The following is a 15,566-nucleotide window of genomic DNA, read 5'->3' as shown; positions in this document are numbered from 1 at the left end:
GCCCCGGACCCCGCCGCCAGCCCAGCGGCCGACCGCGCCACCGACGGGAGGGCCATCGACGGCACGAGCGTCGTCCACGCCGCCGTCTACCGCGACGGCCATCGCGTGGCCACCCCCACCTCGCTGGCCGAGACCTACCGGCGGCTGCGTGAGCAGCCCGACGGCATGGCCTGGATCGGCCTCCACCGCCCCTCCGAGGAGGAACTCCTCTCGCTCGCGGGGGAGTTCGACCTCCACCAGCTCGCCGTCGAGGACGCCCTGGAGGCCCACCAGCGGCCCAAGCTGGAACGTTACGGCGACACCCTCTTCGTCGTCCTGCGCGCCGCCCGCTACCTCGACGCCCCCGAGGAGGTCGACTTCGGCGAGCTCCACGTCTTCGTGGGCCCCGACTTCGTCATCACCGTCCGCCACGGCGCCGCCCCGGACCTCCCGGCCGTCCGCCACCGCATGGAGGCCACCCCTGAGCTCCTCGCCCTCGGCCCGGAGGCCGTGCTCTACGCGATCCTCGACGCCGTCGTCGACGGCTACGCCCCGGTCGTCGCGGGCGTCCAGAACGACCTCGACGAGATCGAGACCGAGGTCTTCGGCGGCGACCCGGCCGTCTCCCGCCGCATCTACGAACTCGCCCGCGAAATGGTGGAGTTCCAGCGCGCCACCCGCCCCCTGGTCGGCATGCTGCACGGCCTGATGGCGGGCTTCGCCAAGTACGGCACGGACGACGAGCTCCAGCGCTACCTCCGCGACGTCGCCGACCACGTCACCCACACCAGCGAGCGCGTAGACGGCTTCCGCTCCGCCCTCACCGACATCCTCCAGGTCAACGCCACCCTCGTCACCCAGCAACAGAACGCGGAAATGCGCGCCCTGGCGGAGGCGGGCTTCGAGCAGAACGAGGAGATCAAGAAGATCTCGTCGTGGGCGGCCATTCTGTTCGCCCCCACGCTCGTGGGCACCATCTACGGCATGAACTTCGACAACATGCCGGAGCTGCACTGGGCGGGCGGGTACCCGTTCGCGATTCTGCTGATGGCAGCGGTGTGCACGAGCCTGTACTTCATCTTCAAGCGGCGGGACTGGCTGTAGCGGCACGCTGCCTGCACGACCGCGACAGCGCGACCCCTCGCGGAAACGAGGCCATCAGCGAGGAATGCGCTGGCATAGGTACCGTTCCGATAGAGACATCTGAACGGACGGAGGCACCATGCCCTGCCGAACGCCTGAGCCAAGCCGGCCCATCAACAAGCCGGGGGCGCACTGATGCTGGAGGAAGCCGAGGAGATCGGTCGCCGAGCCCGTCGTGCCCGCCTCCGCCTGGGCATGCCGCAGGCCGACCTTGCCACCGCCCTGGGCAAGTCGCAGGGCTGGGTCTCGAAGATGGAGCGCGGCCTGATCGAACTGGACAGGGTCGGCGTCCTGAACCTGCTGGCGGCCGAGTTGCACGTCCACCCCAACGATCTGATCGGCCGCCCGTACACCAGCTCCCCCAATGAGAACCAGTGGCAGGTTGCCGCGTCATCGATCCTGCGGGAGCTGCGTCGCTACGACCTCGTGCCCGTGTTCGACGGCATCCCGCGTCCGGCGGCGAAGCTGTGGCGGGAGATGACGCGGCTGCACCGACTGCGGGACGCCGCCGCGAACGTGTCCATCCTGCGCGTCCTGCCGGACCTGCTCCGCGAGTCACGCGCCCTCGCCGAGGTGACCACCGGCCACGAGCGGGAGGAGGCTTACGCGATCTACGCGGTGTGCTGCAAGTTCGCGCACACCGCCGCCCACGCTCTGGGCCACCCCGAACTGGTCGCCATGGCCTGCGAGCGGGCCGCCTGGTCCGCACGGCTGTCCGGCGACCCGGTCATGCCCGCGGTCGCCGACTGGATGCGGGTCTGGGACATGTGGGCGAGCGCGGACTGGGAAGACGCCATCGTCCTGTCCGACAAGGCCATCAGCACTCTCCAGCAGGACTACGAGCGCGGCGAGCCGTTGGCCCTGCGGGCATGGGGCACGCTCCAGCTCCGCGCTGCGGTCTCCGCAGCGCGAGGCGGCCGGGCAGCGGAGGCGGAAGACCGCATCATTCTCGCCAGGACGGCGGCCGACCGCATGGGCGAGTACACCGGGCCTCCGGTGTACGACCGGCACTCGCTGACGTTCTCGCCCGGCAACGTCCAGATCCACGCCATCAGCGTGGCTCTGGAGATGGGTCAGCAGCGAAAGGCCCTGGCGATAAACCATCGCACCAGCCCGGAGCTGGTCGCTTCCATGCCCAACTCACGTCAAGGGCACCACCACATGGATCTTGCGCGGGCATGGCTATGGGATGGGCGCCGCGACAAGGCGCTGGGCGAACTGGAGAGGGCGGAGCGGATCGCACCCCAGCTCATCCGTAACCACCCCATCGCCCGCTCCACCCTTCGCAGCATCGTCTACGCCGAACGAGCGGCGACACGGGAGAAGTTGCGGCACATGTCCGACCGCTTCCACCTGGACGGATAGGGGTCGTATTCCTCGGGCTCATATTCGCCCCCTGACCAGTTCCTAGCGTCAGGGGGCATGAGCGGACGACCAACTCCCCATCTGCCTTCGCAGGGGGCCGAGTTAGGCACAACGGCCCCGTTCTTTCCTCAGCTCGGCGACCTCGCCGCCGACACCGCCAAGGGCGGCCGCGTCGGCGTCGTCGTCACCCTCCCCGGCGAAGGCGCCGCGACGTACCACCTGCGCCCACCGGGCGGTGGTCCGGCATGGTCCGCGCCGGCCGATGCCAGCACGTTGGAGCCGGTGCCCGCCAGGCCGACGCACGCGACCCTGCTCGTCACCGACGCGGTCTACGACCCTCGTGCCAAGCAGGGCGCGGTGGCCATCCTCGTGCATCACGAAGATGGCGGCCGCAGCGAGGCCGCGCTGATCCTCACGCCAGCCGACCTTGAGCGCCTGCACGCCCAGACCGGACGCATGCTCGCCGACCACGAGCGCTCCTGCGGCGGGGCGCCGTGATGCCCCAGGGACGGCACCGCGCGCCGGAGCACGGTCCGAGCAGCGCGACCCACCGCGACTCCGGCGGCATAGCCCTGACTGTCCTGGCCTTGCTCGGCCTCGCCGGGCCCGCGTGGGTTCTGCGCGGCCAGGCTGCCGATCTCCTCTCTCCAGGCTGCCGATCTCCTCTCTACTGAGCGACCCACGGCCGTCTCCATGCCGGACATCGCCGAGCCGGACCCCTAGACCGCTCCGGCCCCCGGCCTGAGCCCTGCCCCCGGGGGCCGGAGCACCGGACACCGCCCTGGACGAGGTGCGGTGAGGGGCCGCCCGAGCTACGACGGGCTGCCCCGCAGCACAACCCGTTCCGCCCGGCGGAAGCCAGCGGCTCGGCTCCGCCGGGCGGAACGGCGCTCGACCTGACACATGTCGTACGGCATCCGATCGGCCACCCATCTATGTGGGCGGACCATCACCAGGGAGGGGACCCATGGAGATCCCGTACATCGTCGTCGACCAGCTCACCCCGTCGCAGCAGCAGGTGTGGAACACCTATTTCGGCGACGCCGACCGTCCCCGTTACATCGAGGAGGGCATCTGGCGTCGCACCCAGGAGGAGGCCACCGCCGGTCAGTCGAGCTGGAGCGGAGGCGACGACGCCCGTCGCCGCATCGTCCACTACCGCTACCGGTACGGCCTGGTGCCGACCACGGCCGCCCCTGCGATCGGCCTGACCGACCTGTATCTGTACCACTCCGTGACCGCGCCCGCCAGCGAGATCACCGCCCACGAGGACGCGCTGAGGGCCGCGCTCGCGGTCGGTGGATGGAAGCGCGCTCCCGGCGGAGCGCTGTGGATGCGCCGGGAACTCAAGTGCAAGATCACGCAGTTCGCGCTGCACCCCCAGGACGCCGTGGCCCGCCGCAAGCTCCCGCAGAACTACCGCAGCCTCGACGTCCAGATCACCTCCGCCCAGTACGCCCCGCCACCGGCTGTGCGGCAACGGCCCTGGGACGTGCTGGCCTCCGGCATCCGGATCAAGGACCAGCGCGGCACGCCCACCCTCGTCCCGGACCTGTCCGTCCTCTCCGATCACCTGCCCTTCCAGGTCGAGATCGGCTGCGGCACCTCTGTGGAGGCCGGCATCCCGCCCCTGCACCGCCTCCACGAGATCTACCGCGTCACCGACCGCCAGGGCGACGACCCGCACGAACACCGCTTCACCCTCTCCCCCACCTCCGACCCGCTTCTGCACGAAGTGCTCACCGAGCCGGAGGAGAAGACGGCCGAGTTCACCGAGATGTTCAAGGCGTGCTTCCTGGCCGAGCCGACGCCCGCCATGCACGCACTGAAGGAACTCCACGACGCCGGACACCTGGTCGGGCCCGTGATCACCAATAACTTCGACGTGCTGGCAGCCCGCGCCGGCCTGGAGGAGTGCTTCATGCGCCGCTACGACCAGGCCGTACCGGACGTCGAGTGGGTGGACGGCGCGAAGGCCCTGCTCGTCGTCGGTCTGCACGCCGACCGGCGCAAGGTCCAGGCCCGCGCCCGCGAGCGCGGCTTGAAGGTCGTCTACCTCGACCCCGAGGGCTTCTGGCACGACGGCCAGTTCAAGCCTTACCCGCTGGAAGGTCCCCAGGACGACGACCTGGTCTGCCGGAAGCCGGCAGCGGAGGGCCTGCGGGAACTCGTCAACCTCCTCGCCAAGTCCACCAACTGACCTACCTGCACGATCAGGTCCGGGCCGGACAGCGGCGCTAGCGTGTCGCCCCTGACCGGCCCGGACCACCGGGCAGGCGAGACAGGGAAAGGAGCGCCGGCACCATGCGCGTATCCGTCATCGGCTGCGGCCACCTGGGCATCCCGCACGCCGCGGCGATGGCCGAGATCGGCCACGAGGTCATCGGCGTGGACCTCGACCAGACGAAGGTCAACCGGCTCAACGCCGGCGAATGCCCCTTCTACGAAGAGGGCCTGCCGGACCTGCTGGCCACCCACACCGCCACCGGCCGTCTGCGCTTCACCACCGACCTGGCCGAGGCCGCAGCTTTCGCCGACGTCCACTTCCTCGCCGTCGGCACTCCGATCGACGCTGACGGCCGCAGCTACGACACCGGCCAGGTCTTCGGCGCGGCCCGCGCGCTCGCCCCGCACCTGACCCGCCCATGCGTGATCATCGGGAAGTCCACGGTCACCGTCGGCACCACCCGCGACCTGGCCGCCCTCCTCGCCCGCCTCGCCCCCGCGGGCACCGACGTCGAGGTCGTCTGGAACCCGGAGTTCCTCCGTGAAGGCCACGCCATCGAGGACACCCTCCGCCCCGACCGCATCGTCGCAGGCGTCCCCTCCCCACACGCCGAGGACGTCGTCCGCGAGGTCTACGCCCCGCTACTGCACAACCAGATCCCTCTGTTCGTCACCGACCCCGCCACCGCCGAACTGATCAAGGGCGCTGCCAACGCCTATCTCGGCATGAAGATCTCCTTCATCAACGGCGTCGCAGACATGTGTGCCGCCGCCGGCGCCGACGTCCATCAGCTCACGGAGGCCATCGGCCTCGACCCACGCATCGGCCGCGGCGGTCTGAACGCCGGACCCGGCTACGGCGGAGGCTGCCTACCCAAGGACGTACGCGCGTTCACCGCCTCCGCCCAGAGCCTCGGCGCCCTCGACGCGGCAACCCTGCTGCGAGCCGCCGAGCAGGTCAACGAATCCCGCCCCACCGCCGCCCTCGCCCTCATCGAGCAAACCCTCGGCCGACCAGTGACAGGGGCCCGCGTCACCGTGTGGGGCGCCTCCTTCAAGGCCGGCACCGACGACGTGCGCGAGTCCCCCGCCCTCGCCGTCGCCGCCCTCATGCACCAGCGCGGCGCGACCGTCACGGTCCACGACCCCCACGCCGTGCCCACCGCACTCGTACGCCACCCCGAACTCGACTACGCGGAAGACTTGGAAGAGTCGGTCAAGGGCGCGGACCTGATCGTCCTGGCCACCGAGTGGCCCCAGTTCCGCGACGCCGACCCCAAGGCACTGTCCGCCCTGGTCGAGCAACCGGTCCTCGTGGACCTCCGCAACCTCCTGAACGCCGACACCTGGCGCACAGCCGGATGGACCGTGCGCCAGCTCGGCCGACCCGCACAACCGTAGGACCCCAGGCCCGGCCCCACCCCGGGGTCGGGGCACACGGATGGGAGATCCGTCATGGACGATCTGTGGGACAACATCACCAAGCTCTCCGCTGTCTGCCGCAAGGCCGGTGAACACCTCCCCGACGAGGAACTCAAGGCCCTCCAGGTGGGCAAGGTCGCCGAGGAAGCCGGCGAGGCCATGCACGCCCTCCACGGTCTGAAGGGCCTGACCACCTGCGGCAACGCCCACAGCTGGTCCGAGGTCCAGAACGACCTCGTCGGCGCCGTCATCGCCGCCCTGCTGGCCATGCACTACATCGACCCCCAAGGCGCCCGCGCGACTTTCGAGGAGATCTTCCACCGCCGTACCCGCAGGGGCCGCGAAGCGACTGCTGCCGCCTGACCGCCCCCTCCTCCCCACGCCGGCGGTCGTGCCCCCTCGGGACGCGACCGCCGACTCGTGTCGCAGCCGCGCCACCCCCACCCGCAGGGTGGACGATGGCGGGATGACCGACTCCGAGCTCGAAGCAGAAGCGATCAAGTCCGGTACTGGAGTATCCGCGCTGATCACAAACAGCCAGGGCGAATACCTGCTCCACCTCCGCGACGACATCGAAGGCATCTGCTGGCCCGGCTACTGGACTCCTGTCGGCGGACGCCCCGAACCGGGCGAATCGCTGGCCGACACCGTCACACGCGAGGTAGCGGAGGAGACCGGACTCACCATCCCGCTCGAGGAGTTCACCACCGTCCAGCAGAGGAACGCCGAACATCTCGGCAAGGGTCCGATCGCCATCTACACCGGCCACTGGGACGGTGACGCCCACGCCCTCCCCCTCACCGAAGGCATCATGCTCCACTGGTTCCCGGCCTCGGTGCTCCCACGACTCCGCGTACCCCCGTGGTGCCGAGAGGCGATCGCTCTCCACCAAGATGTGTGAGCCCGGACGCCTTCGGGCGGGCCATCGTGGTGCGAACCTCGGCGCTGACCTGCACATAAAGCCACCAGGCGGCATGACATGAACCGCCCCGACACGAGTGACAGTGAACTCGAAGCCCTTCGCTGATATCGCCCTCGATGCCTACCGCGGCCCTGCCTGTGGGGCCACCGGCCTCCGGCTTGTCACCGCCTACCAGATAGCGGCCTCTGAGCTGGGAGAACCGTTAAGCCGACCACCGTTGTCAGTGGCTCCTGCTACACCAGAAGGCGCGATGAAGGATGGCCCTTCGTCGGCAGCTTGTTGATCAACAAGGAGCCTGTGCATTGAAACTGACGACAGCTCAGCTTGCTGCAATCGGTACCACCCAACGCGACCTCCTCATCGTCGCGTGTGCGGGTTCGGGCAAGACTGAGGTGATCTCCCGCCGGATTGTGGAGCTGCTGAAGGAGCCTGGCGTGCACCCGCGGAACATCGTGGCCTTCACCTTCACTGATAAGGCCGCCAGCGAGCTGAAGGAGCGGATCAACGCGCGTGTTCGGGAAGAGCTCGGCGAGGTCCACGGACTTGCCGAGCTCTTCGTCGGAACGATGCACGGATACGCGCTGGACTTGCTCCACTCTCACGCTCCGGAAGCGTTCAAGTTTTCGGTGCTCAGTGATGTGCAGGCCCGTGTGCTCATCGATCGGAACAGTCGTAACAGCGGCCTCACCGACACCCTCGTCCGCGTGGCAGGCAAGCCGCCCCGAGAGCTCCGGCGTTACACAGAGTCGCGGCTCTACCAGCAAGTTCTGAGCCTCCTCCGTGAAGACGAAGTCGATGTGAGCCAGCTGTACGACGACACTCGAGAGGGGCTGACCAGCTACAGGAAGTTGCTCAAGCGCCATCATTACTTCGACTACAGCGAGATTCTGCGGCAGGCTGCCGACCTTCTCGACCCTGCGGGTGACGCGGGCGCGACAGGCCCGGATCCGGTCATCAGCCTCCGCAACCACGTCCGGGACACAGTCCGTTACGTCGTCGTGGACGAGTACCAGGACACGAACCCCGTCCAGGAGCAGCTGATCCGCGGGCTAACGCAGTTTGGCGCAAACCTCTGCGTTGTCGGGGACGACGATCAGACGATCTACCAGTGGCGAGGCAGTGCCGTTGCGAACATCCTTACCTTCGCAGACAGGTACAAGGACGTCGAGACGGTCACCCTTAACGACAACTACCGCTCCAGTCGAGCCATCGTGGATCTCGGCCGGACGATTGCTGAGGGGATCCCGAGCGGAGAGCGTCTCCAGAAGAGCATGGTTGCCTCCGGGCATCAAGAGTACGAGCGTGGCGATCTCCTCGCTCTGACTTTCGACTCGGACTCCGACGAGGCTGAGTGGATCTGTAACCGGATGCAGTGGATGCGCGGGCTGCCCTTTGTCGACCGGCCTGGCGGCGAGGCGCGAGGTCTGGATTGGTCGGACTTCGCAGTTCTCTTCCGTAGTGTCTCTGGCGACGCTGGCCCGCTTGTTGCGGAACTTCGGCGGCGTGGCATTCCCTACGTGATCAAGGGGCTCAGTCGACTCTTTGAGACCCCGGAGATCAAGGCAGCTCAGTCCTCCTTCTCCTACGTCACTGGGGAGGTGCAGCGGGAGGAGGTCGTGAATGCCTGGCTGGACTCTCAGCTTGGTTTCACGCCGGATGACATCCAGCGGGGCATCTCCGTACTCGATGAGGCACGTACCTGGACGCCGGACATGCCCTGGGACTCCTTCACGATCCAGGGCGTATACCTTCGGTTCCTCGAAGAGCTCGGCCTGCGAGAGGAGGGCATTGCCGAGTCCGTGGGCCCCGAGCGGGGAGAGCTCGTGTTCTACAACCTCGGCAGGTTCAGCACAGCGATTGGTGACTACGAGCGCATCCACTTCCTCAGCAACCCGCCTGACCGGTTTGCTACTTTCGCGAAGTGGCTGGAGTACCAGGCAGCTGACTACTACGAGGAGAGCGATGCCGACGCCGGCTATGCCCGTCCCAACGCTGTCACCATCGCCACGGTGCACCAGTCGAAGGGCATGGAATGGCCAGCTGTCTTCATCCCATGCCTGCGGAAGAACCGGTTCCCAGGTAAGCGGCAAGGAGGACTCAACGTCTTCCACGTGATCCCCGAGTCTGCCGTCCAAGGTGCTGCGCGTTACCGGGGTACGGAGGAGGATGAGCGGCGTCTGTTCTATGTGGCGGTTACGCGGTCGCAGAAGTACCTGGCTATGACCTTCTCGCCGAGCGACAAGAAGCTCTACAAGAAGGAATCGCTCTTCTTCGCTGAGGTGACGCGCAACACCTACGTTCTCACGAGGGAGCCGGTTCGTCCCGACGACAGCGCACTTGGCCGGCTCCAGCCGAGCTCGCGGCACAAGACACCGGATGTTGTACTCAGCTTCAGTGAGCTCAAGTACCTCTTTGAGTGCCCCTATCAGTTCAAGCTGCGTTTCCTCTACGGCTTTGACTCGCCGCTGCAGAAGGAGCTCGGCTACGGCAAGTCTCTGCATGACGTCATGGCTGAGGTCCACAAGCGGGCGGTCAAGGGAGATATCGCGACTGGTAGCGAGGTTGAGGAACTCGTTGATCGGCACCTTCACGCCCCGTTTGCCCCTGCACCGCTCAAGGAACAACTTCGTACCGCGGCTACTCGCGCAGTGAGCCGGTACCTCAGGGATAACGGAGCCCGGCTGGCCCTGACCGAGCACTCGGAGCAGCCCATCGAGGTGCACGTCACCTCGGGCGTCACCGTGAAGGGCCGGATTGACCTGATTCGGAGGTTGGACACAGGCGAGGTGTCCATCGTCGACTTCAAGTCGACTGAACGGGCTCAGGCTGAGGACGTCACGAGGGATCAGCTGCACATTTACGTAGTCGGCTATGAGGAGCTGAGCGGGACACGTGCGGACCTCGTGGAGGTTCTCAACCTTGATGAGGGGAGTGGCAGCAAGCGGGAGGAGGTCAGCGACGATCTGCTGTCACACATCTCGGGCAAGGTGGCAGCCGCTGGCAACGCCCTACGGATCAACGACCTGCCCCGAAAGTCCGCGTGGTGCGAGACATGTAGTACGTGCGATTTCGCTGCCGTTTGTCGCGACCGGCCATCCCCCTGACGGGGCAGTTCCGGTGTAACGGGGTGAGCCCCGTGTGAGCCCGGACGCCCTCAGACCGGTGTCACGTCCGGCCCCAAGGGGGCTGCCGCCCGGCACTGACCTGCATGGACAGATACCGGGCGGCAGTGGGAGTCATCAGCTGTCGCGATCGGATTCGAACTCGTAATGCATAGGTCTCGGGTTCGGATCGCGAGGGCGGCTCAGTTGGGCGCGGGCGGCACCGTCGGCTACCCGGGCCGACTGCCTTCGACCGAATCGTGGGCTGGTATACCCAGCCGTAGCTGCCGAGGACGCGGGTGGACCAGGTCATCGAGGGCGCGTACATCGAGTGCACCCTCACGACGACTACACAGAGATCATCCTCATGCCCGGCTGCCCCGCTCACGGCGGCTACGGAGGCCAAGGCGCCTCTCAGCCGACTTCTCCCCGAAGACGGGTCGGCCCCGCTGGGGAGAATCTGGGGAGAACGGAGCCCCGTTAGGGAGCGGCTGGGGAGGATCGACCGCGCAAACCGGCAGCCCCGCGAAAGAGCCGGAAACACCCATCGCCCCAGGCCAGAGCACCCCTCCAGCCGATCTTCGCAGGTCAGCGCCCCGAGGGCGACGACTTCAAGAAGCTCTCCTCGTGGGCGGCCATTCCGTTCGCCCCCACACTGGTGGGCACGCTCTACGGCATGAACTCGACCAGATGCCGGAACCGCCCTGAGCGTTCGGCTACCCCTTCGCGACCCTGCTGACGGCGATGGCGTGTGTGAGCCCGTACTTCGTCTTCAAGATTCGTCTTCAAGAAGCGCGACTGGCTCTGACCGGGGCCCCGGGCGCCGCAAGGCGCGCAAACACATAAGCCAGCGCAAAGTCAAGCCCCCATCGCCCCAAATCGCCCCCAAGGGCAAGCCAATCGCGACCGGATCATATCAGCGCATGGCCGGTTTGACTCTTATTCAGGGATCTTCAACACTGCGCCCAGACAACGCTCTCGTTCGCCCGTTCGTCGGGCCACTCGAACGAGGCGCCAATGGGGGTATACAACAAATGCACAAGAGTCAGACCAGCTCTGCGCGCACGCGGGACTTCCTCAAGCGGGGGATCGTGGCGACCACCGCGCTGGCCGCCGTCGCCGGTGCGGTCGCGCCGGGCATCGCCGTCGCGGCGCCCGCCGGCGCCGCGGCCCCGGCCGTCGGTATCGGGACCACCGACACGCAGCGCGTCGACGCCGCGGCCGTGGTCCGGCTGGACCCGGCGCCGGACGTCCTCCTACTCAGTGACCACGACTTCATCCACGCGCTGTGGCAGAAGGCGCGGGACGCCGGCGAGACGCTCCAGAGCGTGCGGCTGGCCGCCGAGGACGCCATGGTCAGTGAATCCGCCGAGGACCACGTGCGGTTCATCACCACCGGCATCCACGAGGCGTACGCGCTCGACAAGCAGCGGGAGAAGGACAAGGCCGACGCCGACCGCGCGGCTCGTGAGGCCAAGACCCAGGCGCTGATCGCGGTGGGCATCCCGAACAGCCCGGACCTGCTCGCGCTCAGCGATGACAACTTCATCCGCGCGGTGATGAAGCACGAGGCCTCCGGGCCGGAGGTTCGCGACGCGGCGGCGAAGGCCTTGGCGGGCAACGCCGACGACTGGGCGAAGTTCATCGCCAATGGTGCCCGTGAGGCCCACCAGCGCGATGTGGCCAACGAGCTCAAGGAGCTCGAGCAGAAGAACCGTGAGGAGGCCGAGCGCCGCAAGGAGCTGGCCGCCCGCAAGAACGCGGCCGCCCTGTTCGGCATCACGCCGTCCGAGGCCGTGCTCGCCCTCGGCGACGACAACTTCATCCGCGAGCTGCTGCGCGCCGCGTCCGGCGCCCAGGGCACCGAGCTCTACGCCGCGGCCCAGAAGGCGGTGCTCAGCTCCAGCCCCGCGGACTGGAAGCAGTTCATCCACACCGGTGCCGAGGAAGCGTACAAGCGCGACGACGAGGCCCGCCGGAAGAAGATCGCGGACGCCAACCGCAGGCGCGCGCTCCAGATCCAGGCCGCGGCCGAGAAGACCGGGATGAACCCGTACCTGGCCGCCGTCGCGAAGAAGGCGCTGGCCGGCAGCGACGAGGACGTCGCCCGGTTCCTCAAGGAGGACAGCCAGTACCGCGCGAAGCGCCAGTCCTTCCAGCCCGTCAACGGCAAGCCGGCCGGCTTCCACATCCGCCAGTCCGACGTGGACGGCGGCGAGGCCTTCATCGCCCCCGTCGACGCCAAGGACAAGCAGACCGACCGCGAGGACGCCACCTGGGTCGTCGTCCCGGCGCTGGCCAACCAGCCCGGCTGCTACTCCTTCGAGTCCGCCCGCAAGCCCGGCTACTACCTGGCGCAGAAGGACCGGCGGGTGCGGATGTCCGCCGACGACAACAGCACGCAGTTCCGCAAGGACGCCACCTGGTGCGCCCGCAAGGGCCTGACCGGCTCCGGCATGTCCTTCGAGTCCGCCGGCCAGCCGGGGCGTTGGCTGCGGCAGTTCTGGGGCGACCTCTACACGGCCGACAAGAGCGGCAAGAACCGCTACGACGCGGAGAAGGAGTTCGCCCAGGACGCCACCTGGAAGATCTCCACCCCGCTCGCCCGCTGACCCCGCTCGGTACCGAGTCCACTCCCGACAAGAACGGAATCCCCCATGTCTCGGATCACCCGGGCCACGCTCGCCATCGGTGCCAGTGTCGCCGCGCTGGCCGGCGGCGCAGGCACCGCCTCCGCCGACGGCACCGCCGCGCGCGCCGCCGCGCCGACGGCCGTACAGCTCCAGGTCGAGCACAGCGGCAAGTGCCTCACGATCGACAAGGGCAGTCTCCGCAACGGCGCCGAGGCCACGCAGGCCAAGTGCGCCGACGGCCTGGACAACCAGCTCTTCGACGTGGTTCCCACCGGTAACGCCACCTTCGAGCTGCGCCCCAAGCACAGCGGCAAGTGCCTCGAAGTGGAGAACAGCGGCACCGACATCCGTGCCAACGTCCAGCAGTGGTGGTGCGCCCAGCTCCCCCACCAGCAGTGGCGGATGGTCATGGTCGACGTGGCCAAGGAGTCGTACGAGCTGCGCCCCGCCCACGCGCTGAACCGCTGCCTGGACGTCCAGGGCGGCAACCTCGACGACGGCGCGAACATCATGCTCTGGTACTGCAACAGCACCGCCGGCCAGCGCTGGAAGCTCCTGCCCGCCAAGTCCGCCTGAGCGGCACCGACATCCTTCGAGAAGAAACGGATCCCACCATGGCACGGACCATCCGAGCCGCGCTGGCCATCGGTGCCGGCATCGTCGTCCTGACCGGCGGCGCCGGCACCGCGTACGCGGACGGGGACGACACCGCCATCAGCGCCGCCGAGCGCGCGGCGGAGGCCGCACGCGCGGCCGCCGACGCGGCGCAGGCCGCCGCCGCACGCGCGAACCAGCCCCAGACGGTCGTCACCCTCCAGGTCGCGGCCAGCGGCAAGTGCCTGGAAATCAACAACGGCGCCAAGGACAACGGCGTCAAGGCACAGCAGTACACCTGCAACGGCACCACCGCCCAGCAGTGGCGCATGGTCCCCGCCGCCGACTCCACCTACGAGCTGCGGTCCGTGCCCAGCGGCAAGTGCCTCGAGGTGGAGAACAGCGGCACCAAGGCCGGCGACGACGCCCAGCAGTGGAACTGCCACGGCGGCGCGAACACCCGCTGGCAGGCCGTCCTGGTCGACCACGAGAAGAAGCTCTTCCAGCTGCGCCCCCAGCACGTCCAGGACCGTTGCCTGGACATCCCCGGGGCCGGCAAGGACAACAACGTCAAGGCCCAGCAGTGGTACTGCAACCAGACCGACGCCCAGCTGTGGAAGATCACGCCGGTCAAGTGACCTCGCGGTCGGTGCCGTGTATGCGCGGCAGGTAGACCGCGCGGAGGGACAGCGTCTTGACCAGGGCGCTGTCCCTCTCCGTATGGACGGCATGGACGACCGCAATGAGCTGCACGTTCTTGCGAGCTACACGTTCTTGAGGGGGAAAAGTGAGTCGTCAGTGGTGGGTCGCGCAGGCGTTGACGGTCTGTGTGCTGACCGGTGGGGTCGCCGTGGCGGGGGTGGCACCGGCGTGGGCGGACGCTCCGGCCGTGGTGGCGGACCCGGCCGGACAGCCGGCCGACGAGGCCGCCGCCGCGAAGGCCGCGGCCGCCCAGGAGGCGCGTGACTACGTGCTCAAGGTGGCGAAGACGAATCCGGCGGCCGAGGTGCGGACCTCGGCGTGGAACGCGCTGCGCAGCACCCGTGGGGACGAGGCGATCGCCGAGTGGCTGGCGCCCGGCGGCGGTTTCGACGCCGCCCGGCGGCGGGCATGGGACGGCCGCGCGCGGAACAGGCAGTTCTGCGAGCGGGTGGTGCGTACGCACTCCGTGGAGTTCTCCCCGGAAGCGCGGGCGGCGGCCGAGCGCGCGCTGAAGGGTACGGCCGCCGACCAGGCGGCGTTCGTGAGGACCGGGTACGCGGAGGCGCAGAAGCGTGACCGGGCGGTGCGGGAGGCGGACACCAAGCACAAGCTGGAAGTGGCCGCGAAGGACCGTGACTTCGTGTCGTCGGTCGCCGGGCACGACCCGGGCGAGCAGGTGCGGGTGGCGGCCCAGTGGGCGCTGCGCCCGGGTGCCACGGACGCGGATGTCGCGGAGTTCTTCGGCTACGGCTGGGCGAGCGGCGCGACCCTGGACTTCGAGGCCTTCGCGACGCGGATCGCGGACGCGGAGAAGGTCCGGCTCGCCACCCTGGCGCGGCTGGTCGAGGACGCCGACGTGGCGGAGAAGGCCGTGAAGGGTTCGGCGGACGCGGCGAAGGCCCGCGCCGAGGCCGAGCGGGCCTGGAAGGCCGTGGCCGAGCACTCCGAGGCCGCGCGCAAGGCGTGGCTGGCCGAGCGGGAGGCCGCGGCGGCGCAGGCGGAGAACTGGCAGAACATCGCCAAGGCCGCCCAGGAGAGCTCCGACGAGCTCTGGAAGAACATCGGCAAGTCGGCCGGGACCAACCAGGGGAACTGGTCCCAGGAGCAGGCGGACGCGCTCAAGTCGGCCACGTTCTGGCAGGACATGTTCGACAAGGCCCGGAACGGCGAGGCCCGCGTCAAGGGCTGACACCCCTTATGCGTTTTACGCGTTTTACGCGTTCCGGTCGGCCTGACCCGCCGGCCGGACTTTCCTGACCGCTTCGGCGGTTTCTTTCGGATCCGGTTCGTATCGGCGGATCCGCCCTGCCCGCGTGCGCGGGACCGGGGACATTTCTGTTTCTTTTCTATGGGGGGTTCTTCCCGTGATGGGTAGATTCCGGCCGAGGGCCGGACGGCTACGAGGGGCTGTTTCGACGGCCGTTGTCGTAGCGATATTGGGTGGTACGACGGGCGAGGCGACGGCGGCCACGTCGGCGA

13 protein-coding genes and 1 pseudogene are annotated in these 15,566 nt (G+C 68.4%); 13 read left to right on the top strand and 1 reads right to left on the bottom strand.

Translation table 11 applies throughout. From position 1 onward, the window contains the following. The 12 genes and pseudogenes from K6I33_RS18765 to K6I33_RS18715 form a co-directional block, all read left to right on the top strand. A partial coding sequence (locus K6I33_RS18765) for a magnesium and cobalt transport protein CorA (protein WP_229353862.1) occupies positions 1–1,083 on the top strand: 1,083 nt, incomplete at its 5' end. Positions 1,084–1,257: 174 nt separating this feature from the next. Continuing rightward, positions 1,258–2,487: a helix-turn-helix domain-containing protein gene (locus K6I33_RS18760; RefSeq protein WP_229353861.1), complete on the top strand. Its 1,230-nt coding sequence runs from the start codon at positions 1,258–1,260 to the stop codon at positions 2,485–2,487. 57 nt (positions 2,488–2,544) lie between these two features. Beyond that, on the top strand, positions 2,545–2,985 hold the full coding sequence (locus K6I33_RS18755; protein ID WP_229353860.1) for a hypothetical protein: 441 nt from the start codon (positions 2,545–2,547) through the stop codon (positions 2,983–2,985). Positions 2,986–3,454: 469 nt separating this feature from the next. Further along, a complete protein-coding gene (locus tag K6I33_RS18750) occupies positions 3,455–4,687 on the top strand; it encodes a hypothetical protein (protein WP_229353859.1) in 1,233 nt (410 codons plus the stop codon). A 104-nt stretch (positions 4,688–4,791) separates the two neighbouring features. Beyond that, on the top strand, positions 4,792–6,114 hold the full coding sequence (locus K6I33_RS18745; RefSeq protein WP_229353857.1) for a UDP-glucose/GDP-mannose dehydrogenase family protein: 1,323 nt from the start codon (positions 4,792–4,794) through the stop codon (positions 6,112–6,114). Between the two features lie 54 nt (positions 6,115–6,168). Next, a complete protein-coding gene (locus K6I33_RS18740) occupies positions 6,169–6,498 on the top strand; it encodes a MazG-like family protein (RefSeq protein WP_229353855.1) in 330 nt (109 codons plus the stop codon). 103 nt (positions 6,499–6,601) lie between these two features. Beyond that, positions 6,602–7,036: an NUDIX domain-containing protein gene (locus tag K6I33_RS18735; protein WP_229353853.1), complete on the top strand. Its 435-nt coding sequence runs from the start codon at positions 6,602–6,604 to the stop codon at positions 7,034–7,036. Positions 7,037–7,359: 323 nt separating this feature from the next. After that, positions 7,360–10,161: an ATP-dependent DNA helicase gene (locus K6I33_RS18730; RefSeq protein WP_229353849.1), complete on the top strand. Its 2,802-nt coding sequence runs from the start codon at positions 7,360–7,362 to the stop codon at positions 10,159–10,161. 610 nt (positions 10,162–10,771) lie between these two features. Further along, positions 10,772–11,004: pseudogene (locus tag K6I33_RS36620) on the top strand (CorA family divalent cation transporter); the annotation flags it as partial. A gap of 188 nt (positions 11,005–11,192) precedes the next feature. Beyond that, entirely contained in the window at positions 11,193–12,770 is a 1,578-nt protein-coding gene (locus K6I33_RS18725; RefSeq protein ID WP_229353847.1) for an AbfB domain-containing protein, read from the top strand. 45 nt (positions 12,771–12,815) lie between these two features. Continuing rightward, positions 12,816–13,367 carry an RICIN domain-containing protein gene (locus K6I33_RS18720; RefSeq protein WP_229353840.1) on the top strand — a complete coding sequence of 184 codons (552 nt, stop codon included), beginning with the start codon at positions 12,816–12,818 and terminating at the stop codon, positions 13,365–13,367. Between the two features lie 38 nt (positions 13,368–13,405). Further along, positions 13,406–14,023, top strand: coding sequence for an RICIN domain-containing protein (locus K6I33_RS18715; RefSeq protein ID WP_229353838.1), 618 nt, complete (start codon positions 13,406–13,408; stop codon positions 14,021–14,023). Here the strand turns inward: K6I33_RS18715 and K6I33_RS36045 are convergent. Next, positions 14,016–14,138, bottom strand: coding sequence for a hypothetical protein (locus K6I33_RS36045; protein WP_275126726.1), 123 nt, complete (start codon positions 14,136–14,138; stop codon positions 14,016–14,018). The genes K6I33_RS18715 and K6I33_RS36045 overlap by 8 nt on opposite strands. 34 nt (positions 14,139–14,172) lie before the next feature. Between K6I33_RS36045 and K6I33_RS18710 the strand changes: the two genes are divergently transcribed. Then, positions 14,173–15,276: a hypothetical protein gene (locus K6I33_RS18710; RefSeq protein ID WP_229353836.1), complete on the top strand. Its 1,104-nt coding sequence runs from the start codon at positions 14,173–14,175 to the stop codon at positions 15,274–15,276. The last annotated feature ends 290 nt before the right edge of the window (positions 15,277–15,566 follow it).

Source organism: Streptomyces sp. UNOB3_S3 (genome assembly GCF_020740895.1).
Lineage (GTDB): Bacteria > Actinomycetota > Actinomycetes > Streptomycetales > Streptomycetaceae > Streptomyces.
Note: the sequence above shows the minus strand (reverse complement) of the source record. Positions and strands in the feature narration are given on the sequence as shown.